This is a genomic window from Clavibacter sp. GW821-FHT01D01, assembly GCF_059422605.1.
Genome location: NZ_JBWKXC010000011.1, coordinates 88,831 through 111,860, shown reverse-complemented (window position 1 = coordinate 111,860; position 23,030 = coordinate 88,831). Strand labels below are relative to the sequence as shown.

Sequence of the window (23,030 nt, the reverse complement as noted above, 5' to 3'; positions counted from 1 at the left end):
CCCCCCCCCCCCCCCCCCCCCCCCCCCCCCTCTCCTGGTGCTGCTGGTCTACTTGAAGACGTCCTTGACGTTCTCGCCGGCCTTCTTGGCGGACGCGGCGGCCTGGTCCTTCTGGCCCTCGGCCTTGAGGTTCTCGTCGCCCTTGTGGTCGCCGAGCGCCTCCTTGGCCTTGCCCGCGATGTCCTGAGCAGCGTTCTTGATCTTGTCGTCGAGACCCATGATCTCCTCCTCACTGAGGCCACCGGGTGCGGCCTTCGAATGGACTGTAGGACCGGTGGCTCCTGGATGCCTGACAGATGCGGGGTGCGTGTCCGCTGAGCGAATGGCCCCCCGCGCGGTGTCCTGCGCGGGTTCGCGCCCGGGCCTTCCGCCGGGACCCGTGCCGCCCCTAGGCTCCGGGACCGTGGTCCTCCTCGGTCTCCTCCCCCTCCTCGTGGCGGCGTGCGCGCTCGTCGACCTCGTCACGCGGCCGGACCACCGGGTGAAGCACCTGCCCAAGCTCGTCTGGATCCTGCTGATCGTCCTCCTGCCGCTCGTCGGGAGCATCGTGTGGTTCTGCGTCGGCCACGACTGGGACGCCCGCCGCGAGCCGGTGGGCCCGCCGGACCGGAGCGCCGCCTACGAGCGTGCCGCGGTGGCGGTCGACCGGCGGATCCGGAGCACGGAGCAGCAGCTCGCCGACATCGAGGAGGAGGAGCGCCGCCACGCGGAGCTCGCGCGCATGCGGCAGCTCCGGGCGGAGCAGGCGGTGCAGGCCGCGCGCGCCGCGGGTCCCGCGCGGGAGCGGCGCGCCCTGGGGCCCGGCGGGACGCCCGAGGCCTAGGCGTCCTCGCCGGAGGGGCACGCGTCCCTCCCCATGTCCCGGACCCGTCCGACCGCCCCGCGGGGTCGACCGACGGGCGGCGAGGTCGGGGGCGGATGGGAGCATGGCCCCATGCCCGACACCGTCTCCCCGCCGTCCGCCGTCGCGACCTCCGACCTCCGGTCCGCCGCCCGCGAGCACCTCTCCCGGCTGGTCGGCGTCGCGGGAGCCGACTTCCACGACGGGCAGTTCGAGGCCATCGAGGCGCTCGTCCAGGACCGGTCCCGCGCCCTCGTCGTGCAGCGCACGGGGTGGGGGAAGTCCGCGGTCTACTTCGTCGCGACCCTGCTCCTCCGGCAGCAGGGCCTCGGGCCCACGCTGCTGGTGTCGCCGCTCCTCGCGCTCATGCGCGACCAGGTCGCCGCCGCCCGACGGGCGGGGGTCCGCGCCGTCGCCATGAACTCCAGCAACGCGCACGAGTGGGACGACCTGCTCCGGGCGCTCGAGGCCGACGAGGTCGACCTCCTCCTCGTCTCGCCGGAGCGCCTCAACAACCCGCGCTTCCGCGACGAGCAGCTGCCCGCGCTGCGGGCCCGCCTCGGGCTCCTCGTGGTCGACGAGGCGCACTGCATCTCCGACTGGGGGCACGACTTCCGGCCCGACTACCGCCGCCTCCGCGACCTCATCTCCTCGGTCGACGAGCGCGTGCCCGTCCTCGCCACCACGGCCACCGCGAACTCGCGCGTCGTCGCCGACGTCGAGGAGCAGCTGAGCGTCGGATCCACGGGAGGCGGCGCCGTGGAGACCGAGCGCGTGCCGGTGGTCACCATCCGCGGGCCGCTGGCCCGCCGGTCGCTGCGGCTCGGCGTGCTCCGGCTCGAGAGCAGCAGGGACCGCCTCGGGTGGCTCCTCAGCCACCTCGACGAGCTGCCCGGCAGCGGCATCGTCTACGCGCTCACGGTGTCCGCCGCGCAGGACACCGCGCGGCTCCTGCGCGACGCCGGCCATGCGGTCAAGGCCTACACGGGCCGCGACGACCCGGCCGATCGCGAGCAGGCGGAGGGGGAGCTGCAGCGCAACGAGGTGAAGGCGCTCGTCGCCACGAGCGCGCTCGGCATGGGCTTCGACAAGCCCGACCTCGGGTTCGTGGTGCACCTCGGCGCGCCGTCGTCGCCCGTGTCCTACTACCAGCAGGTCGGGCGCGCGGGGCGCGGGTCCGCCGACGCCGACGTGCTGCTGCTGCCGGGCCGCGAGGATCCGGACATCTGGCAGTACTTCGCCACCGCCTCCATGCCCGACGAGCAGCAGGCCGCCGCCGTCATCCAGGCGCTCGGCGAGAGCGACCGGCCGCTGTCGGTGCCCGCGCTCGAGTCGCGGGTCAGCCTCTCCCGCAGCCGGCTCGACCTGCTGCTGAAGGTGCTCGACGTCGACGGGGCCGTGCGCCGCGACACGTCGGGCTGGTCGGCCACGGGCGTCCCGTGGGTCTACGACCGGGCCCGGTACGAGCAGGTCGCGGCGGCGCGCGTCCGCGAGCAGCAGGCGATGCTCGACTACGAGACCACCCTCGGCTGCCGCATGGAGTTCCTGCAGCGCCAGCTCGACGACGACACGGCCGCCCCGTGCGGGCGCTGCGACCGGTGCGCGGGAGCGTGGTACCCGTCGTCGCTGGACCAGCAGGCGTCGGCGACCGCGTCGCAGGCGCTCGACAAGGTGGGCCTGCCGATCGAGCCGCGGCTGCGCTGGCCCGCGGGCGCGTCCAGCGTGGGGGTGCCCCTCAGCGGCGCCATCGCGGCCGGCGAGCAGGTGGACGAGGGCCGCGCCCTCGCGCGCCTCACCGACCTCGGCTGGGGCGGGCGCCTCCGCACGGTCTTCGCCTCCGGCGCGGAGGACGCCCCCGTCGACGACGCTCTCGTCGCGGCCTGCGTGCGCGTGCTCGCGGAGTGGGGCTGGGCGGAGCGGCCCCGGGCCGTCGTGCACGTGCCCTCCGCCGGACGGCCGCAGCTCGTCGGGAGCCTCGCCCAGCGCATCGCCGAGGTCGGGCGGCTGCCGTTCCTCGGCGCGCTCGACCTCGTCGACCCCGGTGCCCCCGGCGCGGCCCGCGGCAACAGCGTCTACCGGCTCGGGCGCGTGCACCCCCGGTTCCAGGTGCCCGCGCACCTGGCCGACGACCTCGCGGCCGATCCCCGGCCCGTGCTCCTCGTGGACGACCTGGTCGACACGCGGTGGACGCTCACGGTCGCCGGGCGCCTGCTCCGGAAGGCGGGTGCCACGCGCGTGCTGCCCTTCGCCCTGGCGCAGCAGGGGTAGCCGGGCGGCACGGGCGCCGCGGCCGCGGCCCGGCGTCAGGAGCGGTCGCCGACGCCCTCGGGCGTCACGAAGACCGTGCCGCCGCCGTGCAGCCGTTCGCGCATCACCTCGAGGGCCTGCGGGTTCTCGTCCACCAGCACGAAGCGGCGGCCGAGCTCGCGGGCGGCGGCGCCCGTGGTGCCGGATCCGGCGAAGAAGTCGAGCACCCAGTCGCCCGGCCGGCTCGAGGCCTGCACGATGCGGCGCAGCACGCCGAGCGGCTTCTGGGTCGCGTACCCGGTCTTCTCGCGGCCGGTCGGCGACACGATCGTGTGCCACCAGACGTCCGTGGGCAGCTTGCCGCGCTCGCGCTTCTCCGGGGTCACGAGCCCGGGTGCCATGTAGGGCTCGCGGTCGACCTCCGCCGAGTCGAAGCGGTAGCGGAGCGGGTCCTTCACGTAGACGAGGATCGTGTCGTGCTTCGCGGGCCAGCGGCGCCGCGACTTCGCCCCGTAGTCGTAGGCCCACACGATCTCGTTGAGGAACGAGCGCCGCCCGAACAGGGCGTCGAGCACGACCTTCGCGTAGTGCACCTCCCGGTAGTCGAGGTGCAGGTACAGCGTGCCGGTGGGATCCAGCAGCCGCCAGGCCTCGATGAGCCGGGGCTCGAGGAACTCCCAGTAGTCGGCGAACGAGTCGTCGAAGCCGTAGAGGAGCCCCTTCACGGAGTCGTAGCTGCGGCCCTGGAACCCGACGCGGGCTCCGGGCGGCCGGGCGGGCTCGGGCGTCGCGGTGCTCGCGGGCGCGAGGGCGGGGGCGGTGTCCTCCGCGGCCCCGGCGACGGCCGCGGCGTCGGCGGGGTCCGCGGCGGCCGCGTCGGGATCCGCCTCCGGGCTGCGCGTCACCGTGAGGTTCTGGCGCTCCTGGGTGCGGCCCGTGTTGAAGGGCGGGTCGAGGTAGATGAGCTGGAAGGCGCCGTCGGGGAGGGCGCGGACGGCCTCGAGGTTCTCGCCGTGGATCACGAGGTCGGGGCCGTCGGGGGTCCACGCGGGCTGGGGCACGCCCCCGAGGTTAACGGACCGTCCGGCGGGTGCCGCGCCCGCCCCGGACGGCGCCGCCGCGCGCATGCGGCCCCCCTTTCGGGGCGCTTCGACCGCATCCGCGCCCGGGCGGCGGTCCCCTCCACTAGGAACGACTCATGAGCGATGAGCGCGACCCCGAGCGGGACGCCGGACCCCACCCCCACGATCCGCAGGCCGACGGGATCGCGCCGGACCCCGTGGACGCACCGGCGGGGTCGACGAGCCCCTACGGCCCCGCCGACGCAGGCGCGGCCGGATCCGCACCCGGGGCCGTGGACGCGACGCCGCCCTCCGCGCCGCCTGCGCCACCCGTGTCACCTGCATCCGGTCCGCCGCCGGGCTCGGGGGCCTCGGGCTCGACCGCCGGGGATCCGCCGCCGCCGCGTCCGCCCGCCGGGTACAGCGCGACCGGCCCGTCCGGCGAGGACGCCTCCGGCGCCGCGGGCCACGCCGCGCCCGGTGCCGGATACCCGCCGCCCGGCGCCGCCTACCCGGCCCCGCCCAGCGGCCCGCAGCCGGGCGCATCCGACCCCGCGGGCTCAGCCCCGCCCGTCGGCGCCCCGCCCTACGGCGCCGCCCCGCCCTACGTCACCGGCGCGCCGCCGCGCCCCCGCGGCGGCAAGGGCCTCGCCATCGCGGCGCTCGTCGTCGGCATCGCGGCGTTCCTCGGCGCCTTCATCCCGTTCCTCAACTACGTCGTGTTCGTGCCGGCCGTCGTCGCGGTCGTGCTGGGGATCGTGTCGCTCGTGCGCCGGATGGACGGCAAGCCGCTCGCGGTGGGCGGCATCGTGCTCGGCGGCGTGGGCTTCGTCCTCAGCATCGTCCTGGCGATCGTCTACACGTTCGCGTTCGTGTCGTCGGTGACCGAGGCGGTGGAGTCCTCGGGCGCCGACGGCGGCTACGCGAGCCCCGAGCCGATCCCCGGCGAGGACGAGGACGCCGGCACCGGCGAGGACGCCGCGCTGCCGGGCACCAGCCCCGACGACCCGCTGCCCATCGGCACCCCCGTCACGGGCGAGGGCCTCGACGGACCGGAGTGGCAGGTCATGCTCGGCACCCCGGTCCTCGACGCGACGGCGGCGGTGCTCGCGGCGGATCCGACCAACGAGGCCCCCGCGGAGGGCATGCAGTACGCGGTCGTGCCGGTCACGGCCACCTACCTCGGCGCCACCGTGGGCGACCCGCTGTCGGAGCTGGCGGTGGGCTTCCTCGCCGCCGACGGATCGCAGTACTCGGCCGCCGACAGCTTCGTGCTCGCCCCGGCGCCGGCGTTCACCGACAACGAGGAGCTGCTGGATCCGCTCGGCACGGCGACCGGCAACGTCGTCGTCGAGATCCCCATCGACGGCGCCGCGGACGGCCTGTGGGCGACCGCGCCGGGCACGCTGTCCGACGCCTACTACTTCCGGGTCGGCTAGGGCGCGGGCGCATGGCGCGGACGGATCCGGAGGCGTCGCGACGCGACGTGGAGGCCCGGCTGACCGCGCTCGCGCACCCGCTCGCGGAGGCGGTCGCCGAGCTCCGGTCGGCGGTGGCGGCGGCGCGACCCGACGCCGTGGAGTCGTGGAAGTGGAACGCCCCCAGCTGGGCGCTCGACGACCACTTCGCCACGCTCGCGCTCCGCAGGCCCGACGAGGTGCTGCTGATCCTGCACGCGGGCGGCCGGCCGAGGTCGGACCTGGGCGCCATCCGGGTCGCGGATCCCGCGGGGCTCCTGCGCGCCGCCGCGCCCGACCGGTCGATCGCGGCCTTCCCCAGCGCGGACGCGGTGCGCGCCGCCCGTCCCGCCCTCGAGGCCGTCGTGCGGGAGTGGGCGGCGCAGGTCGCGCCGCCGGCGGGCTGACCGCGGGTCCCTCGCCGCGGGCCCGATCGCCCAGCGGCCGCCGCGGGTCGGCCCCGCCCCGCCGTCCCGCCGTCCTGCCGTGCCGGACCGTAGGCTGCGACCGTGACACCCGACCCGCACGACGCGCCCGCATCCGCCCCCGCCCCCGCCCTCCCGGCGATCCCCGCCGCCGCCGACCTCGACGCCCGCGACCCGCTCGCGCGCTTCCGCGACCTCTTCGTGGCGTCCGACAACGTGGTCGCGTACCTCGACGGCAACTCGCTCGGCCGCCCGACCCGCGCGTCCGTCGACCGGGTCGCCGGCTTCGTCCGCGACCAGTGGGGCGGCCGCCTCATCCGCGGCTGGGACGAGGACTGGCTGGCGATGCCCACGCGCATCGGCGACGACCTCGGCCGCGTGGCGCTCGGCGCGGCGGCCGGCCAGACGTTCATCGGCGACTCGACCACGGTGATCCTCTACAAGCTCGTGCGCGCCGCCGTCCGCGCGCGCCCCGGGCGCGACGAGCTCGTCATCGACACCGACAACTTCCCCACCGACCGCTTCGTGCTCGAGGGCGTCGCGGAGGAGTGCGGCATGACGATCCGCTGGATCGACGTGGCGCCCGACTCCGGGGTCACCCCGGCGCTCGTGGCCGAGGCGGTGGGGGAGCGGACCGCGCTCGTGGTGCTCAGCCAGGTCGCCTACCGCTCCGGGTTCCTCGCGGACGTGCCGGGGATCACGCGCGTCGTGCACGACGCGGGAGCCCTCGTGCTCTGGGACACCTGCCACTCGGTGGGCGTGATCCCGACGGAGCTCGACGCGTGGGGCGTCGACCTCGCCGTGGGCTGCAGCTACAAGTACCTCGACGGCGGCCCCGGCGCCCCCGCCCACGGCTACGTGCGGCGTGAGCTGCAGGCGGAGCTGCGGCAGCCGATCCAGGGCTGGATGGGCGCGCAGGACGTCTTCGCGATGGGACCGGAGTACGTGCCCGCGGACGGGATCCGCCGCTTCCTCAGCGGCACCCCGCCGATCGTCGGCATGCTCGCGATGCAGGACATGATCGCCCTCATCGAGGAGGCGGGCATCGACGCGATCCGCGCCAAGTCGCTCGCGCTCACCCGGTTCGCCCTCGACCTCGTCGACCGCGACCTGGTGCCGCTCGGCGTCCGCGTCGCGAGCCCGCGGGCGGACGACCGCCGCGGCAGCCACGTGAGCGTCGACCACGAGCGCTTCCGCGACATCGTGGGCGCGCTCTGGGAGGAGGGCGTGATCCCCGACTTCCGCGCCCCGTCGGGCCTCCGCCTCGGTCTGAGCCCGCTGACCACCTCGTTCCGCGAGGTGGAGGCGGGCGTCGAGGCGATCCGGCGGCACCTGGCGGCCTGACGCGCCGGCCGGTGCCGGGGCCCGGGCCCCTACGGCAGGATCGCGTCCACGTACCCGCCGTCCACCCGCAGCGCCCCGCCGGTCGTCGCCGACGCCTGCCGCGACGCGAGGTAGACGCACATGTGGGCGATCTCCTCGGGCTCGATGAGCCGCTGGATGAGCGACTGCGGCCGGTGCCGCCGCATGAACTCGCGCTGGGCCTCCTCCCACGGGAGGTCGTCGCCCACGAGCTCCCGCGCGAACTCCTCGACGCCGCCGGTGTGCGTGGGACCGGCCATGACGCAGTTGACCGTGACGCCGGTCCCGGCCGCCGCCTTGGCGAAGCCGCGCGAGACGCCGAGGAGCGCGGTCTTGGAGACGCCGTAGTGGATCATCTCCGCCGGCGTCACGACGGCCGAGTCGCTCGCGATGTACTGCACGCGCCCCCAGCCGCGCGCCATCATGCCCGGCAGGTACGCGCGCGTGAGGCGCACGGCCGCGAGCACGTTGACCTCGAGGTAGCGGCGCCACTCGTCGTCGGTGATGGAGAGCGGGTCGGCGGAGCCGAAGATCCCGAGGTTGTTGACGAGCACGTCGACGTCCGGGAACAGCTCCACGGCGCGGGCGGCCCCGTCCTCGGTCGCGACGTCGGCGGCGAGCGACTCCACGCGCGCGTCCGGGTGCGCGGCGCGCAGGCGGTCGCGGGCGGCGTCGGTGCCCTCCGCGTCGCGGCCGTTGACGACCACGCGGGCACCCGCGTCGGCGAGGCCCTCCGCGATGGCGTACCCGATGCCCTGGGTGCTGCCCGTGACGAAGGCGGTGGATCCGGTGAGGTCGATGCGCATGCGGTGCCTTCCTGGCGGGTGGACGGGTGGACGGACGCGGACGGGAGACCCGGGCGGATCGCGCGCGGCGCCCGCTCAGTCCGCCCAGGCGCGCCGCGTGCTGCGGACGGGCTTCCCCGTGGCCGCGGCCTCGTGCATGAGGAGCGCGAGGTGGTGGTCCTGCGACGCCTCCGCGAGCGAGTTCGTGGAGGGCCCGCCGGCGGCGTGCGCGTGCATGTCGACGAGGCACTGCGCGATCGCGATCTCGTCGTCCGCTAGCCGTCCGGGCGCGAAGGGGTTCCGGTAGACCCACTCGCTGCCGAGCAGCAGGCCGCGGAGGTGGAGCCCCTCGAGGTTCCCGCCCTGGCCCGTCTCGACGCGCGTGATGTCGGCCCAGGTCGGCGTCGTGGCGTCGAGGAGCCAGCTCACGTGCTCGTCGACGATCTCGCCGCGCTCGCCGCGGACGAGGAGCCGGTTGCGGCGGATCCAGGAGAAGTACTGCCGGTCGCCGAAGTCGTGGACGCCGAGGCGGTCGCCGAAGTCGAAGCGCGCCGTGGTCTGCTCGGCCGTCACGATCTCCTCGCGCACGGGGTCGCCGTCGCGGTCGGGCCCGGCGACGATCGGGGACGAGAACCGGGAGGCCGTGATGGTCGCGTCCTCGAAGCCGATGCCGAGCGCCCGCCGCATCACGCGGACGCCGTGGTAGTCGTGGCACTGCGCGACGGTCGCCTGGCTCACCCGGCCGAGGCGCCCGGACGCGGCGATGGCGAGCTGCGCGGCGAGGAGCGGGGAGAGCGGGTACTGCTCGGCCACCTCGATCCGGGCGCCCTGCCGCACGAGCGCGTCGAGCCGCTCGAGGTCCTCCACCGTCTCGCCGGGCGGGGTCTCGGTGAGCACGGCGACCCCGCGGTCGACGAGGTCCGCGATCGCGTCCGGCGCGGCCGAGCGCGGAACCGACACGACGACGAACGACGGCTCCTCGGCGGCGAGCATCTCGGCGACCGTCCGGAAGGTGCGGATGCCCCACTCCGCCTCCAGCGCACGGCCGGTGTCGGCGCTCCGCGTCACGAGCCCCGTGACGGCGAAGCGCGCGGGGAGGGCGCGGGCGATGCGCAGGAAGAAGGCGCTGCGCCAGCCGCTCCCCACGATTCCGAAGCGGATCTGCGGGGCGGGCGGCGCGGGACGGGGCATGGCCGCCAGCGTACGCGCGGCCCCCGGCGTGTCCGCGGGCGACGCCACCCTGGAGTTCTCGCAGACGACTGGGGAATACTCGCGAGGGCCGGGAGGCTGTCCCGGATGCGAACGCTCCCGCGTGAGGCGCCTCACGGCTCCGTCGCAGGAGTAGTGCGGGCCCGGAGAGGGGACACGAGCATGGGGATCCAGACGAGCCTCGACCAGGTCGCGCAGGCCGCGCGCATCCTCGACGTGATGCAGGAGGCCGACGAGCTCACCGTCGCCGCCAGCCGCGACGGCGGCGGACGCGCGGTGCGCCTCCTCGCCCGCGCCGCCGAGGACCCCGCCGACCAGCTCACCGCGGTCGCCGCCATCCACGCGCTCGCGCAGGTCTTCGACGAGACCGCCGACCTCGCGCTCGTGGCGCTCCTCGACCACGACACCCGGTGGATCCGCGAGCACGCGGCCTGGGCGTTCGGCACCCGCCTCCCGCGCTTCGACGCGGTCGCGGGCCTCGTCGCCATGGTCGTCGAGGGCGGCTTCCCGGGCATGCTCGCCCAGCGCACGCTGCAGCAGTGGGCGGGCTCCAGCCCCGAGCACGTGTCCCTCGCACTCGAGAGCGCGCTGCTCGGGATCCGCGGCGACGGCGCCCGGTCCCGCCTCGTGGAGACGGTCGGCCTCGTCGCCGGCCGCATCGCCCAGCGCGTGCTGCTCCGCGTGGTGCAGGACGGCGCGGAGGGCACGCTCACCCGGTGCGCCGCGGTCGCCGCGCTCGGCGACCGGCCGGCGAGCGTCACCGTGCTCGCCATCGTCTCCGACCTCGCCCGCGGCGACGACGACGTGGCCGCGGTCGCCCGCCTCGCGGTGCTCGACATCGCGCGCCAGCACGACGAGCCGGTCGAGGCGCCCGCCCGCCCCGGCCTCACGGTCGTCCAGCTCTTCCTGCACGCCGACATCGACGCGGGCCTCACCCACGTCGGCGCGGGCGACAACGGCGGCATCGCGACGCTGCTGGTCCGCTTGGGCGACGCGCTGGTGGATCCGTCCGGAGCCGACGCCGCGGCCGCGGACGCCGACCCGCTCGACCCCCGTGCTGCGGACCGCGCCGTCGACCGCGTCATCACGCTGTCCCGCGGCACCCCCGACCAGACCCTCGCCTCCCTCGCCCGCGTCAACGCCGGCGCGGGCGGGCACGTCTTCGCGCACGTCCCGATGCTCGGCGGCCCGCGCTCGCTCCCCGAGGCGTGGCCGCACCGCGTCGAGGCCGAGCGGGGCATCCGCCGGGTGCTGCGCGCGGCCGGCCACGTGGACGCCGTGCACCTCCGCATGGCCGACGTCGGCACGCTCGCGGCGTCGACCGTCGCGCGCGAGCTGGGCATCCCCGTCGTCTTCACGGTCGCGCCGGATCCGCACGGCGTGGTCGACGCGCTCGACCGCTCGGGTGCCCTCACCCGCGACGGCTTCGGCGGCGTCGACGAGCGCGAGCACTACTGGTTCCGCGTGCGGCTCGTGCAGCGCCTGGCCGCGGACGCCGCGCACACCGTCCTCTTCCCGCGTCCGGAGCTGAGGCGCGACATGCGCCGCCTCGTCGGCATCGACGTGGACGCCCACCCGGAACGCCACAGCGTCGTCGCCGAGGGCATCGACGTGTCCGCCATCGAGCGCTCCCGCGACGACGCGATGCTCGGCGCCGACGCGGACGGCGCCCCGGCGCGCGCCTTCGTCGAGCTCGACGAGCTGCTCACGGCGCTCCCCGCCGAGCGGCGCGGCCTGCCGCTCGTCATCTCGGTCGGCCGCCTCGCGCGGGTCAAGGGCATGGCCTCGCTCGCGCAGGCGTGGGCGGCGGATCCCGCGCTCCGCTCCCGCGCGAACCTGCTCGTCGTCGGCGGCGACCTCGACGCGCCGAGCCCGGAGGAGCGCGACCAGGTGGCGCGCATCGCCGAGGCCGTCCCCGGCGCCGACCCGGGTGCCGCGGGCGCCGACCCGCGCGGGATCGCCGCCTCGCTCGCGCCGCACGGCCTCCTGCTCGCCGGCCACCGCGGCAACGACACCGTCACGCGCTGGCTCGCGGCGGTCCGCTACGGGCGCCCCGGCCTCGCGGCCGTCGGCGGGGCGTACGCGTGCGCGAGCATCAAGGAGGAGTTCGGCGTCGCGCTCCTGGAGGCGATGTCGATGGGCCTGCCCGTGGTGGCGCCCGCGTCCGGGGGACCGGCGACGTACGTGGAGGACGGCGTGACCGGGCTCCTCGTCGACACGGCGGACCCCGCGGCCCTCGCCCGCGGCGTCGTCCGCGCCCTCGACATCGCAGCCGGTCCCGGCGCGGCCGCGGCCGCCGACCGCGCGCGCGACATGGTCGCCCGCACCTTCACCATCCAGGCCATGGCGGGCACCCTGTCCCGCGTCTACCGCGACGTCGCCGCAGCCGACGACCGAACCCTCTGGGAGCTCAGCGCCTCATGACCCTGCTCGTCATCAGCCCGGACTACGCGTCCCACCTGTTCCCGCTCCTCACGCTCGCGTCGGCCTGGCAGCGGGCGGGTGAGCGCGTGGTCGTGGCGACCGGATCCGCCACCGCCGGCATCGTGGAGGCCTCCGGCTTCGAGCGCATCGACCTGCGCCTCGGCCGCGGCTCCAACCCCGGCACCATCAAGGCGGAGGACCAGCCGACGGGCGAGGACGACGCCCTCCGCGGCTTCTTCGCCGCCACGCGCCGCGGCATGGTGGAGACGCTGCGCTTCCAGGCCGAGGCGCGCAGCGACGACCTGCTGTGGGAGCCCGTGGAGACCGCCCGCGCCGTCCAGCGGATCCTCGACGAGGTGCGCCCCGACCAGGTGATCGTCGACCACCTCGCGTTCAGCGCCCGCCTCGCGCTCCTCGCCTCGGGCACCCGGCACGCGGACGTCGTGCTCGGCCACCCGAGCGCACTGCCCGTGGGCGACGAGGTCTACGGCTTCCCGCCCGCGTGGCCGGCCGCGTTCGAGCCGGAGGAGGAGGACCTCGACGAGCTGCACGCCCTGTGCGTGCGCGTCCGCGACCGCTTCACCGCGCAGTGGAACGACGCCCTCGCGGTCCTCGCCCCGGCCATGCGCCCGAGCCGCGACGCGTTCGCCGAGGCCGGCGACGTGCTCCTCCTGAACTACCCGGAGGAGCTGCACGACCCCGACCGCTCCGAGCTGCTGCCCCCGCACGCCTTCATCGGCTCGGCGGTCCGCCGCGAGGCCCCCGAGGCGGAGGTGCAGGACTGGATCGACGCCGGCGGCGACCCCGTCGTCTACGTGTCGCTCGGCAGCTTCCTCTCGGTGCGCGGCGACGTGCTGGCCCGCGTCGCCGAGGCGCTGCGCGACCTCGACGTGCGCGTGGCGCTCGCGACCGGGTCGACCGACCCGGCGGAGCTCGGCGACCTCCCGTCCGGCTGGCTCGTGCGCCCGTTCCTCCCGCAGGTGACGCTCCTCGGCCACGCCGACCTCGCGGTCACGCACGGCGGCAACAACTCCGTCACCGAGGCGGCGACCGCGGGCGTCCCGATGCTCGTGCTGCCGCTGTCGACCGACCAGTTCGCGGGCGCCGCCGCCCTCGAGGACGCGGGGCTCGGCCTCGCCCTCGCCCCGAACGTCGCCACCGTCACCGAGCTGCGGCAGGCGGCCAAGCGGCTGCTGGCCCCGTCCGGGATGCAGCGCGCCGCGCTCGACGCCGTCGCGTCGTCGCTCACGCGCTCGCCCGGCCCGCAGCGCGCGTACCAGGCGCTGGCAGGGGGGATCCGCCCGGAGCAGGCTGCGCGCTGACGCCCGGGCCGGGATCTCGTAGACTCGGGTGGATCGCGTCGGCCGCCGAGGCCCCGCGGTCGCCCCCAGTCTCGACCAACGGATCCAGGTGCCCTCGTGAACATCGTCGCTTTCATCATCGCGTTCGCCCTCTTCCTGGGCGGCATGGCGCTGTTCGCGTTCGCGTTCTACATCGAGGGCTTCGAGCTGCTGAGCTTCTTCGCCGGCATCCTGCTCGTCTCGGCGTCCATCGCCATCCCGGCGCACATCCTCAAGCGCACCGACGCCTGATCCCGCGCTCCCATCCGCCGGCCGCGCCCCGAAACACCCGCGACACACGCCCCGGTTAGGCTCCGGCCATGGGTGATCTGTTCGAGGGATACGGCACGCTCGCGGCCGCACGTCGGGCGTCGGGCGGCGCGATGCCGTTCGACGAGATGTTCCGGGATCCGCCGGTGGCGGGGGAGCCCGCCGTCGCGCGGGCCGCGTACCGCGAGATCCACGCCGCGCTCTCCCGCATGACCAAGGAGGAGCTGAAGGACCGCACCGACGCGCTCGCCACCAGCTACCTCGCGCAGGGCGTCACCTTCGACTTCGCGGGCGAGGAGCGGCCGTTCCCGCTCGACGCCGTGCCCCGCGTCATCGAGCAGGCCGAGTGGAGCCGGCTCGAGAAGGGCGTCGCGCAGCGCGTCCGGGCGCTCGAGGCGTTCCTCGCCGACGTCTACGGGCCGCAGCGCGCCATCCGGGACGGCGTCATCCCGGCGCGCCTCATCAGCTCGTCGAGCCACTTCCACCGGCAGGCCGCCGGCATCGATCCCGCGAACGGCGTCCGCATCCAGGTCTCCGGCATCGACCTCGTGCGCGACGAGGCCGGCGAGATGCGCGTCCTCGAGGACAACGTGCGCGTCCCCTCGGGCGTCAGCTACGTCATCTCGAACCGCCGCGTCATGGCGCAGACCCTCCCGGAGCTGTTCGTCTCCATGCGGGTCCGGCCGGTCGGCGACTACCCGAACAAGCTCCTGCAGGCCCTCCGCGCGAGCGCGCCGGACGGCGTCGAGGACCCGAACGTCGTCGTCCTCACGCCCGGCGTCTACAACAGCGCGTACTTCGAGCACACGCTGCTCGCGCGCCTCATGGGCGTCGAGCTCGTCGAGGGCCGCGACCTGTTCTGCTCCGGCGGGCGCGTCTGGATGCGCACCACCGGCGGCCCCATGCGCGTCGACGTCATCTACCGCCGCGTCGACGACGAGTTCCTGGATCCGCTGCAGTTCCGCGCCGACTCCATGCTCGGCTCGCCGGGCCTCATGCTGGCCGCGCGCCTCGGCAACGTCACCATCGCCAACGCGGTCGGCAACGGCGTCGCCGACGACAAGCTCGTGTACACGTACCTGCCCGACCTCATCCGCTACTACCTGTCCGAGGACGCGATCATCCCGAACGTCGACACCTGGCGCCTCGAGGAGCCCGACTCGCTCGAGGAGGTGCTCGACCGGCTGCCCGAGCTCGTGGTGAAGCCCGTCGACGGATCCGGCGGCAAGGGCCTCGTCGTCGGGCCGGCGGCGTCCGCGGGGGAGCTCGCGGAGCTCCGCGCGCGGCTGCTGAAGGACCCGCGCGGCTGGATCGCGCAGCCGGTGGTGCAGCTCAGCACCATCCCCACCCTCGTGGAGGACGGCATGCGCCCGCGCCACGCCGACCTCCGCCCCTTCGCGGTCAACGACGGCCGCGACATCTGGGTGCTGCCCGGCGGCCTCACGCGCGTCGCGCTCCCGGAGGGCCAGCTGGTGGTCAACAGCAGCCAGGGCGGCGGGTCGAAGGACACCTGGGTCGTCGGCGACGGCGGCTTCCCCGCGGCGACGCGCGAGCGCAGCGTGCAGACCCTCGTGGCCGACCAGGCCGCGGTCACCACGTCGATCCCGATCATCGTGTCCGGGGAGAAGGCGCCCGACCAGTCGCCGCACGACCGGCCACGGAACCGCGACCAGCACGAGCAGCAGCAGCAGACCGCCGTCGCGCCCACCGCCGATCCCGCCCCCACCCGACCGGCCGCGACCCGCGCCGTCGCGCCCGCCACCACCGCCGAGGGGGACCGCTGATGCCCATGCTGTCGCGCATCGCCGAGTCGCTGTTCTGGATCGGCCGCTACATCGAGCGGTCGGACGGCACGGCCCGCATCCTCGACGTCCACCTCCAGCTCCTCCTCGAGGACCCGTGGATCGACGAGGACACCGCCTGCCGCTCCCTGCTCAGCGTCATGGGCAGCGACGTCCCGTCCGACGACGTGCTCGGCCGGGACGACGTGCTCGCCCTCCTCGCGGTCGACCGCACCCAGCCGGCGTCCATCGCGTACTCGCTCGGCGCCGCGCGCGAGAACGCGCGGCGCGCCCGCGAGATCGTGTCGAGCGAGCTGTGGGAGTGCCTCAACACCACGCGCGCCCGGATGCCGCGGAAGATCGCGAACGACCGCGTGCACGAGTTCTTCGGCTGGGCCCGGGAGCGCTCGGCCCTCGCGGTCGGCCTCGTCGAGTCCGGCACGAGCCGCGACGAGGCCTGGCAGTTCTTCACGCTCGGGCGCTCCATCGAGCGCGCGGACATGACCGCGCGCCTGCTCGCCACGCGTGCGCTCACCGAGGCGAGCGGCCCCTCGTGGACCACGATCCTCCGCTCCTGCGGCGCGTACGAGGCGTACCTGCGCACGTACCGCGGCGTGCCGAGCGCCCGCAACGCCGCCGAGTTCCTGCTGCTCGACCGGCTCTTCCCCCGGTCCATCACGCACTCGATCCGCCGCGCCGAGCAGTGCCTCCACGACATCGAGCCGCGCACCGACCGGCTCGGGGTCTCGGACCAGGCGCAGCGGCTGCTCGGGCAGATCCGCAGCGACCTGGAGTACCGGCCGATCGGGGAGATCCTCGACGACCTGCCGCGCTTCATGGACGCCGTGCAGGAGGCGACGAGCGCCACCTCCGAGGCCGTCCGCCAGCGCTACTTCCCCACCAACGCGGCACCCAGCTGGGTCGGAGAGAACTCGTGAACCGCCTGCGCATCACCCACCGGACCGGCTTCCACTACGAGGGCGAGGTGACCGCGTCGTACAACGAGGCGCGGATGCTGCCCGTCTCGAGCGAGAACCAGTTCGTCCTCTTCTCGAACCTCGACATCCAGCCGAAGCCCGGGCACCACACCTACGTCGACTACTTCGGCACCCGCGTCTCCTCGTTCGAGATCCTGAGCCCCCACCGCTCGCTGGAGCTCACGGCCACGAGCCTCGTCGAGGTGCGCCCGCGGACGCACGAGCCGCACCAGCTCGGCTGGGACGACCTCGCGGTGGAGGTGGAGCGCGCCACCGAGCACGTGGAGCAGGTCGCGCAGACCCTCCGCACGGAGCCGCACGAGGAGGTCCGGGCGCTCGCCGAGGAGATCGCGGGCGGGGCGGGCACGCCCTGCGAGGCGGCGGCCGCCATCGCCCGGGCGATCGGGGAAGGGGTCGAGTACATGGCGGGCGTCACTAGCGTCCAGTCCACCGCCCGCGAGGCGTGGGAGCAGGGCCGCGGCGTCTGCCAGGACATCACCCACATCGTCATCGGGGCGCTGCGGCACGTCGGCATCCCGGCGCGCTACGTCAGCGGCTACCTGCACCCGAGGCCGAACGCGGCCGTCGGCGAGACCGTGACGGGCGAGTCGCACGCGTGGGTCGAGTGGTACTGCGGCGAGTGGCGCGGCTGGGATCCCACGAACCTCATCGACATCGGCGACCGGCACGTGCTCGTCGGCCGGGGCCGCGACTACCGCGACGTGGCGCCGCTGCGCGGCATCTACGCGGGGCCGTTCCGGTCGAAGCTGTTCGTGCGGGTGGAGATCACGCGGGAGTCCTGATCCGCGGTGGGGCGGCCCGGCGCACCTAGTCTGGATCCATGCCCGACGAGGAGCGCTCCACCGGAGGAGCCGACCACCGCACCATCGTGGACGCCGAGGGCGTGACCCTCCACTACTACGTGTGGGAGGCGGAGCGCCCGCGGGCCGTGGTGCACATCGCGCACGGCGTAGGCGAGCACGCGCTCCGCTACGCCCGCCTCGCGCAGGACCTCAACGCCATGGGCTACACGGTCGCCGCGGACGACCACCGCGGGCACGGCGCCACCGGCCTCGGGCACCTCGGCATCGGCGTGCTGGGGCCCCGGCGGCACCTGGCGGCCCTGGACGGGATCCAGCTGGTGAGCGAGCGGCTCCGCCGGGACCTGCCCGACCTGCCGCTCGTGCTCCTCGGCCACAGCTGGGGAGCGCTCCTCGCGCAGCGCATCGTCGCGCGGGCGTCGCACCTCTACGCGGGGCTCGTGCTGAGCGGCGCGTCGCTCGCGATGCCGGGCGTCATCAACACGGGCGACCTCAACAAGCGGTGGCGGCACCCGGCGGCCACGGGCTTCGAGTGGCTCTCCCGGGATCCGGAGGCGCAGCGCGCGTTCGGCGCCGACGACCGCAACTTCGACGTCAACGCGCTGAAGCCGTACCGGATGCGGGACTCCGTGCAGATCATGGGCCGCCCGCCCCGGAGGCTGGCGACCGACCTGCCCGTGCTCATCCAGGGCGGCGAGGAGGACTCGCTCGGCGGCCGCCGCGGCATGCAGCTGCTCGCCCGCGACTACAGCAGGCGCTCCGGCCTCAGCGACGTCCTGCTCATCGTCTACCCGGGTGCGCGGCACGAGATCTACAACGAGACGAACCGCGACGAGGTGGTCGCCGACCTCCGCAGCTGGCTGGACTCGCGCGTGGCGGCGGCGGGGGGCGGCGCGGCCGAGGACGGCGACGGCGAAGGCGACGGCGACGGCGCGGACGATGCCGCGGTCGAGCGCGGCGACGCGGACGGCGGGACGCCGGCGTGACCTCCGCGGATCCGGCCGTCCCGCGTCCCGCCCTGCCCGAGGGGATCGCGCTCCGCCCGGCGGGCGGCGACGACCTGCCGTTCCTCGAGGACATGCTCCTGGCGTCGATGGACTGGCGCGACGACGGCTCCATGACCCGGGAGCGGATGCTGCGCACGCCGGAGCTCGCGCACTACGTGACCGGCTGGCCGCGCGCGGGGGACGTGGGCGTCGTCGCGGTGTCCGACGGGGATCCGGTGGGCGCGGCCTGGGCGCGGCTCTTCGCGGACGACGACCGCGGCTACGGCTTCGTCGCCCCCGACGTCCCCGAGCTCGGCATGGCGCTCCTCCCGTCGGCGCGCGGCCGGGGAGCGGGTCGCGCCCTCCTCGTGGCGCTCGTCGAGGCGGTCCGCGCGTCGGGGGCGCCGGCCCTGAGCCTCAGCGTGGAGGACGGCAACGACCGCGCCCGGGCCCTCTACGCGTCGCTCGGCTTCCTGCCCGTGGGACGCGAGGGCGGATCGGACGTGCTGCTGCTCCGCTGGTGACCCGCGGCGCTCCGGCGGCGCGCGCGGCGCCGACGGAGCGCCGTCGGCCCTCCTCCGGCGTCAGCCGCAGTGGCTGTTCCACACGTCCGGGACCATGGCGTACCAGTCCCGGTTCCCGCAGGGGAGGCCCGCGCTCCACACGCCCACGAGGGTGCCGATCAGGGCGTAGAAGAGGCCGCAGGCGAGCGTGCCCACCCCCGGGATCGCGCAGAAGAACGCGGCGCCGATGCCCCCGGCCGCGCCCATGATGATCCGCATCGCCGCGGGGGTCAGCCGGATGGTCTGCAGGTGCGGGGTGATCGCCTTGCCGACCTTGTGCCAGAAGTGCTTCCAGCCGTCCGACACCGCGACGGAGTCGACCGAGGCGGTCAGCCCGCCTCCCGGCGCGGCGGTCACGTCGAGCTGGGCGGCCGGGGCGCGGAGGCCGTCCGAGCTCCGGAGGGCCCGCACCTCCGCGGTCGCCTCCCGGGTGAGGGCGTCGCGGTCCGGTCGCGTCGCCCCCTCGTGCGGGCCGCTGGCCCACGCCGCCTCCGCGGTGTCGACGAGCTGGCGGACGCTCACCCTGCCGGTGGTGATGTCGTCGACGAGGGTGCCCGCCTGCAGGGAGGCGGCGACGGACTGGACCGAGGTCCGCGTGGCCGCCTGCGCCGGGACCGGCCCGGTGACCACCGCACCGAGGATCGCGAGCGCGGTCGTCACCCCGAGCGCGACGGCGCGACGGCCGTGACCGGCCCCGGGGCGAGGAGGGCGATGGCGCCGTCGAGTCGAGCGGGCCGAGGGCGAGGCGCTGCGAGGCATGTGGTGCTCCATTCGTCGGTGTTGCGGGAGGGGTGGCGGCGCGGAGCGCGGGAGCGCCGGGGCATCCGAGGAGCGGCGGCAGCGCGCGGTGCCGAAGCTAGGCGGCTGTCAGACGATCGTCTGGCAGTTCTCCACAGGCAGGTGCCGCATCGGCCGGCACGACGCCGGTCGCGGGGGTCGGCTGTTACGGTCCGTGCGGCCCATCCGGTACGGAAGAAGGGGACGCTGTGGATCAGCGACGCGTGGAGATGCTCCGTCTCCGGCAGGAGATCGTGACGGCGGCGGGCGCGCTCTTCGCCCGGTTCGGGTACGAGGCCACCACCTTCTCCCGCATCGCACGGGCCATCGACCGGCCCAAGTCCGCCATCGGCTACCACCTCTTCCCGTCGAAGGCCTCGCTGGCCGAGGCCGTCCTCGGGGAGGACGACCTCCGGTGGCAGAAGGCCGACGACGCCCTCGCGCGCGCCGGCATCTCGATGGGCGTCGAGCGCCTGCTCGCGCTGCTCGTGCTCCGGGCCCGCGAGATCGACGCGCACCCCGAGCGCGCGGGGGCCCTGCGCCTGCTGATCGAGCTGCCGTCGCTCGACGTCGATCCCCGCGGCCTGCCGCGCCGCCTCCTCGGCGCCGGCCGCGTCCGCTTCGCGCGCACGTGCATCGAGGCCGGGCTCACGGCGGACCTGCCGGGGCGGCGGGCCGAGATCGCGGCCTTCTCGGACCTGTTCCTGGACTCCACGCGCGGCCTCGTCCTCTGCCACCTGGCGCTGAGGGAGGACGAGCGCGTCGAGCCGCGGCTCTGCACCCTGTGGACGCATCTGCTCGAGGGCGCGGGCGTCCCCCAGGCGGCGGCCGTCGTGCGCCGGGTGTCGGCCTCCCCGAGGATCGCGGTGATCGCGGCGCAGGTGGAGGACGCGATGGCCGAGGAGGAGGCGGGCGTCCGCTGATCCGGGTGCCGCCGCGTCGCGGCACCCGCCGTTCACCTGATGGACGACTTCCCGTCGACGCGCGCTGCTACCGTCCGGGACGCTCCGATGCCCGGAGCGGACGGGAGCGCGACATGGACCGGCGTCAGGCGGCCGTGGCGCGCGCCCGCCGGGAGATCGTCGAGGCGGCCGGCGCCCAGTTCGCCGCGTACGGCTACGAGGCGACGTCGTTCTCGCGGGTGGCCGAGGCCATGGGCCGGCCCAAGTCCGCCGTCGGCTACCACCTGTTCGCGTCGAAGGAGAGCCTCGCGCACGCGGTGGTCGACGAGCAGGAGCGCCGCTGGCTCCGCATCGCCGCCGCGCTCGAGGGGCCGGGCGCCCTCCCGGAGCTCGTCGTCTTCCTGCTGACCGCGGCCCGCGAGGTGGAGGTCCGTCCCGTCGCCGCCGGCGCCGTCCGGCTCCGCCAGGAGATGCCGCGCCTCGGCCTCGGGGTCGCGCCGCGCTTCGACGTGGTGGCGTTCGTGCACCGGCTGCTGCGGACCGAGCTCGTGATGCAGGGCGTCCCCGAGCCCGAGCCGGATCTCGACGCCGCCGTCGACGTGCTGCTGGGCGCCACCCTCGGGGTGCTCTCCCTCCGGTCGACGCGCGCGCCGCGAGTGGATGCCGCCGACCGCCTGCGGATGCTCTGGATCCCGCTCCTCGCGCACCTCGGGCTCGAGGGCGTCGAGGCGGTCGTGCGGGACGCCCGCCCCCTCGACCCGGACTCCGTGGAGGCCGTCGCCGCCGCGGCGACCCCGACCGGGTGGGACCCCGTCCTCGCCTGATCGGCGACGCGCGGGCGACCCGCCTCAGGCCGGCCAGACCGGGCGGAACTGGATGCTGATGCGCGGCCCGACGGCCTTCGTGGTCTTGAGGATCGCGTGCTCGTGCGTGCGCTGCGCGCTGCCGCCCATGACCACGAGGTCGCCGTGCCCGAGCGGGAACCGCCGCACCTCCCCGCCGCCCTTCGGCCGCAGCGACAGCGTGCGCGCCGCCCCGACCGAGACGATGGCGACCATGGTGTCGCGGTCGATGGCGCGCCCGACGCGGTCGCCGTGCCAGGCGACGCTGTCGTCGCCCGTGCGGTAGAAGCACAGCCCGGCCGTCTCCAGCACCTGTCCGGGCGGCCGTCCGTAGTGGTCGTTGAGCGCGTCGCGCGCCTGCTCGAGGACGGGCGCCGGCAGCGCGGCCCGGGGCCCGAACCACGACAGCAGGCGCGGCACCTCCACGGTGCGGCCGTGCATGGTCCGCGTGTCGGCCGTCCACTCGACGTCCTCCACGAGGCGCTCGAACAGCGCGTCGGAGTCGCTGACCCAGCCGGGGCGGATGTCGAGCCAGGCACCCTGCCCGAGGTCGAGCCGCTCGACCTCCGCGCCGAGCGCGCCGAGGCCGGGTGCCGCCCGGAGGTCGTCGAAGAGGGAGGCCTGGAACGCGATGCTCATGGCGCGAGCATAGCCCGGATGTTCGAACGCATGTTCGAACGCGGGAGGGGCGGGGAGGTCCGGGGCGCCGCCCGGGCGCGTCGTGCGCAGGACGGCCGCCGCCGCGTCACCCGACCTCGAGCACCGTCTTCAGCCAGCCCTCCTCGCGCACGTCGAAGTGCTCGTAGGCGTCGATCGCGGTCGTCATCCCCTCGTCCTGCGTGATGAAGCGCGTCGGGTCGAACACGCCGGACGCGACGAGGTCGATGAGCGGCGGCGTGACGCGGCGGTGGTCGCAGTTGCCCATGCGGATGGTGAGGTTCCTGTTCATCGCGGCGCCGATCGGGTACGACGTGAGCTGGGGCGGGTAGACGCCGATGATGCCGATGCGCCCCGACTTCCGCACCATCCGCACGGCCCACTGCGCGGCCTGGCTCGGGGCGTCGCCGGGGACCCAGAGGCCGTCGTGCGGGGAGGCGCCGGGCGCGACCTGCGCGACCTCGGCGGCGAACGCGTCCGCCTCCTGCTCGGCCTCCTCGGCGGCGGGACCCGCGTGCGGGCGCTGCGCGTCGACGCCGACCGCGTCGATCACCGCGTCCACGCCGATCCCGAGGGTCGCCTCCATCACCGCGGCCACCGGGTCCTCGCGCTCGAAGTGGATCACCTCGGCGTTCTGCTCGAGCGCCATCGCGAGGCGCGTCTCCACGTGGTCGACGGCGAAGACGCGCCCGGCGCCCATGCGGAAGGCGGATGCGACGGCGAACTGCCCGACGACGCCCGCGCCGAGGACCGCCACGGTGTCGCCCGGCCGGATGCCCGCGAGCTCGGCGCCGAACCAGGCGGTGGGGAAGATGTCGCTGAGGAGGATCGCCTGGTCGTCGCTGACCGCGTCGGGGAGCGGGATCAGCGTGTGGGCGGCCCACGGGATCCGCGCGTACTCGGCCTGCAGGCCGTCGATGGGGCCCGTCGTCTCGGGCCCGCCGAAGAACGACGTGCCGGCCTGCGGTCCGTTCGGGTTGGCGACGTCGCACTGGGCCGTGCTGCCCGCGCGGCACTGCGCGCACACGCCGCACGACATGGTCGAGCACACCAGCACCCGGTCGCCGGGGGAGAAGCCGCGCACCTGGGCGCCGACCTCGGTGACGGTGCCGATGGCCTCGTGGCCGAGGATGGTGCCCTCGCGCATGCCGGCCATCGTGCCGCGCACGAAGTGGAGGTCGGTGCCGCAGATGGCGCTGCGGGTGATGCGGATGACCGCGTCGGTCGGCTCCTGGATCCGCGGATCCGGCACCTCGTCCAGGCGGATGTCGCCCTCGCCGTGCCACACGACTGCCTTCATGCT

Annotated in this window: 22 protein-coding genes; 15 read left to right on the top strand and 7 right to left on the bottom strand. The window is 75.4% G+C overall.

Annotated elements, in window-relative coordinates; all coding sequences use genetic code 11:
- Nucleotides 1–48: 48 nt before the first annotated feature.
- Nucleotides 49–219 carry a CsbD family protein gene (locus AC07VC_RS14065; protein WP_317230534.1) on the bottom strand — a complete coding sequence of 57 codons (171 nt, stop codon included), beginning with the start codon at nucleotides 217–219 and terminating at the stop codon, nucleotides 49–51.
- A 184-nt stretch (nucleotides 220–403) separates the two neighbouring features.
- On the opposite strand from AC07VC_RS14065, the gene AC07VC_RS14060 reads away from it, so the two are divergent.
- Together AC07VC_RS14060 and AC07VC_RS14055 are read left to right on the top strand one after the other, a co-directional pair.
- Nucleotides 404–823, top strand: coding sequence for a PLDc N-terminal domain-containing protein (locus AC07VC_RS14060; RefSeq protein WP_494675013.1), 420 nt, complete (start codon nucleotides 404–406; stop codon nucleotides 821–823).
- Between the two features lie 111 nt (nucleotides 824–934).
- Nucleotides 935–3,109: a RecQ family ATP-dependent DNA helicase gene (locus AC07VC_RS14055; RefSeq protein WP_494675014.1), complete on the top strand. Its 2,175-nt coding sequence runs from the start codon at nucleotides 935–937 to the stop codon at nucleotides 3,107–3,109.
- Between the two features lie 35 nt (nucleotides 3,110–3,144).
- On the opposite strand, the gene AC07VC_RS14050 is transcribed toward AC07VC_RS14055, so the two are convergent.
- Nucleotides 3,145–4,149 (bottom strand): DNA-methyltransferase, encoded by a 1,005-nt coding sequence (locus AC07VC_RS14050; RefSeq protein ID WP_494675015.1) that lies wholly within the window; start codon nucleotides 4,147–4,149, stop codon nucleotides 3,145–3,147.
- Nucleotides 4,150–4,286: 137 nt separating this feature from the next.
- Here AC07VC_RS14050 and AC07VC_RS14045 point away from each other — a divergent pair, with 137 nt between their 5' ends.
- From AC07VC_RS14045 to AC07VC_RS14035, 3 genes are all read left to right on the top strand, one after another.
- Complete coding sequence (locus tag AC07VC_RS14045) at nucleotides 4,287–5,588, top strand: DUF4190 domain-containing protein (RefSeq protein WP_494675016.1); 1,302 nt, start codon at nucleotides 4,287–4,289, stop codon at nucleotides 5,586–5,588.
- A gap of 11 nt (nucleotides 5,589–5,599) precedes the next feature.
- Complete coding sequence (locus AC07VC_RS14040) at nucleotides 5,600–6,013, top strand: DUF1801 domain-containing protein (RefSeq protein ID WP_494675017.1); 414 nt, start codon at nucleotides 5,600–5,602, stop codon at nucleotides 6,011–6,013.
- A 102-nt stretch (nucleotides 6,014–6,115) separates the two neighbouring features.
- Complete coding sequence (locus AC07VC_RS14035) at nucleotides 6,116–7,375, top strand: kynureninase (protein WP_494675018.1); 1,260 nt, start codon at nucleotides 6,116–6,118, stop codon at nucleotides 7,373–7,375.
- A gap of 29 nt (nucleotides 7,376–7,404) precedes the next feature.
- Here the strand turns inward: AC07VC_RS14035 and AC07VC_RS14030 are convergent, their stop codons facing one another.
- Nucleotides 7,405–8,199: an SDR family NAD(P)-dependent oxidoreductase gene (locus tag AC07VC_RS14030; RefSeq protein WP_494675019.1), complete on the bottom strand. Its 795-nt coding sequence runs from the start codon at nucleotides 8,197–8,199 to the stop codon at nucleotides 7,405–7,407.
- Nucleotides 8,200–8,274: 75 nt separating this feature from the next.
- A complete protein-coding gene (locus AC07VC_RS14025; protein ID WP_317230749.1) occupies nucleotides 8,275–9,369 on the bottom strand; it encodes a Gfo/Idh/MocA family protein in 1,095 nt (364 codons plus the stop codon).
- A 180-nt stretch (nucleotides 9,370–9,549) separates the two neighbouring features.
- On the opposite strand from AC07VC_RS14025, the gene AC07VC_RS14020 reads away from it, so the two are divergent.
- From AC07VC_RS14020 to AC07VC_RS13985, 8 genes are all read left to right on the top strand, one after another.
- Nucleotides 9,550–11,811 carry a glycosyltransferase gene (locus tag AC07VC_RS14020; RefSeq protein WP_494675020.1) on the top strand — a complete coding sequence of 754 codons (2,262 nt, stop codon included), beginning with the start codon at nucleotides 9,550–9,552 and terminating at the stop codon, nucleotides 11,809–11,811.
- Nucleotides 11,808–13,133, top strand: coding sequence for a nucleotide disphospho-sugar-binding domain-containing protein (locus tag AC07VC_RS14015; protein WP_494675021.1), 1,326 nt, complete (start codon nucleotides 11,808–11,810; stop codon nucleotides 13,131–13,133). Before AC07VC_RS14020 ends, AC07VC_RS14015 begins: the two co-directional genes overlap by 4 nt.
- Before the next feature lie 96 nt (nucleotides 13,134–13,229).
- Nucleotides 13,230–13,403, top strand: coding sequence for a hypothetical protein (locus AC07VC_RS14010; RefSeq protein WP_012297729.1), 174 nt, complete (start codon nucleotides 13,230–13,232; stop codon nucleotides 13,401–13,403).
- A 68-nt stretch (nucleotides 13,404–13,471) separates the two neighbouring features.
- Complete coding sequence (locus AC07VC_RS14005; RefSeq protein WP_494675022.1) at nucleotides 13,472–15,205, top strand: circularly permuted type 2 ATP-grasp protein; 1,734 nt, start codon at nucleotides 13,472–13,474, stop codon at nucleotides 15,203–15,205.
- Between the two features lie 5 nt (nucleotides 15,206–15,210).
- Nucleotides 15,211–16,140 (top strand): alpha-E domain-containing protein, encoded by a 930-nt coding sequence (locus tag AC07VC_RS14000; protein WP_494676544.1) that lies wholly within the window; start codon nucleotides 15,211–15,213, stop codon nucleotides 16,138–16,140.
- Nucleotides 16,137–16,982 carry a transglutaminase family protein gene (locus AC07VC_RS13995; RefSeq protein ID WP_494675023.1) on the top strand — a complete coding sequence of 282 codons (846 nt, stop codon included), beginning with the start codon at nucleotides 16,137–16,139 and terminating at the stop codon, nucleotides 16,980–16,982. Before AC07VC_RS14000 ends, AC07VC_RS13995 begins: the two co-directional genes overlap by 4 nt.
- Before the next feature lie 38 nt (nucleotides 16,983–17,020).
- On the top strand, nucleotides 17,021–17,986 hold the full coding sequence (locus AC07VC_RS13990) for an alpha/beta fold hydrolase (RefSeq protein WP_494675024.1): 966 nt from the start codon (nucleotides 17,021–17,023) through the stop codon (nucleotides 17,984–17,986).
- Nucleotides 17,983–18,510, top strand: a complete 528-nt coding sequence (locus tag AC07VC_RS13985; protein WP_494675025.1) for a GNAT family N-acetyltransferase — start codon at nucleotides 17,983–17,985, stop codon at nucleotides 18,508–18,510. The genes AC07VC_RS13990 and AC07VC_RS13985 overlap by 4 nt, the downstream gene beginning before the upstream one ends.
- A 60-nt stretch (nucleotides 18,511–18,570) precedes the next feature.
- Here the strand turns inward: AC07VC_RS13985 and AC07VC_RS13980 are convergent, their stop codons facing one another.
- The gene (locus AC07VC_RS13980; protein ID WP_494675026.1) at nucleotides 18,571–19,209 is read right to left on the bottom strand and encodes a hypothetical protein; all 639 of its coding nucleotides are present in this window, start codon (nucleotides 19,207–19,209) and stop codon (nucleotides 18,571–18,573) included.
- A gap of 326 nt (nucleotides 19,210–19,535) precedes the next feature.
- On the opposite strand from AC07VC_RS13980, the gene AC07VC_RS13975 reads away from it, so the two are divergent.
- Nucleotides 19,536–20,249 (top strand): helix-turn-helix domain-containing protein, encoded by a 714-nt coding sequence (locus AC07VC_RS13975; protein ID WP_317229061.1) that lies wholly within the window; start codon nucleotides 19,536–19,538, stop codon nucleotides 20,247–20,249.
- 113 nt (nucleotides 20,250–20,362) lie between these two features.
- Nucleotides 20,363–21,052, top strand: a complete 690-nt coding sequence (locus AC07VC_RS13970; RefSeq protein ID WP_494675027.1) for a TetR family transcriptional regulator — start codon at nucleotides 20,363–20,365, stop codon at nucleotides 21,050–21,052.
- A gap of 24 nt (nucleotides 21,053–21,076) precedes the next feature.
- Here the strand turns inward: AC07VC_RS13970 and AC07VC_RS13965 are convergent, their stop codons facing one another.
- Together AC07VC_RS13965 and AC07VC_RS13960 are read right to left on the bottom strand one after the other, a co-directional pair.
- The gene (locus tag AC07VC_RS13965) at nucleotides 21,077–21,709 is read right to left on the bottom strand and encodes an alpha-ketoglutarate-dependent dioxygenase AlkB (RefSeq protein ID WP_317229063.1); all 633 of its coding nucleotides are present in this window, start codon (nucleotides 21,707–21,709) and stop codon (nucleotides 21,077–21,079) included.
- Between the two features lie 106 nt (nucleotides 21,710–21,815).
- Complete coding sequence (locus AC07VC_RS13960) at nucleotides 21,816–23,027, bottom strand: alcohol dehydrogenase catalytic domain-containing protein (RefSeq protein ID WP_494675028.1); 1,212 nt, start codon at nucleotides 23,025–23,027, stop codon at nucleotides 21,816–21,818.
- Between the last annotated feature and the right edge of the window lie 3 nt (nucleotides 23,028–23,030).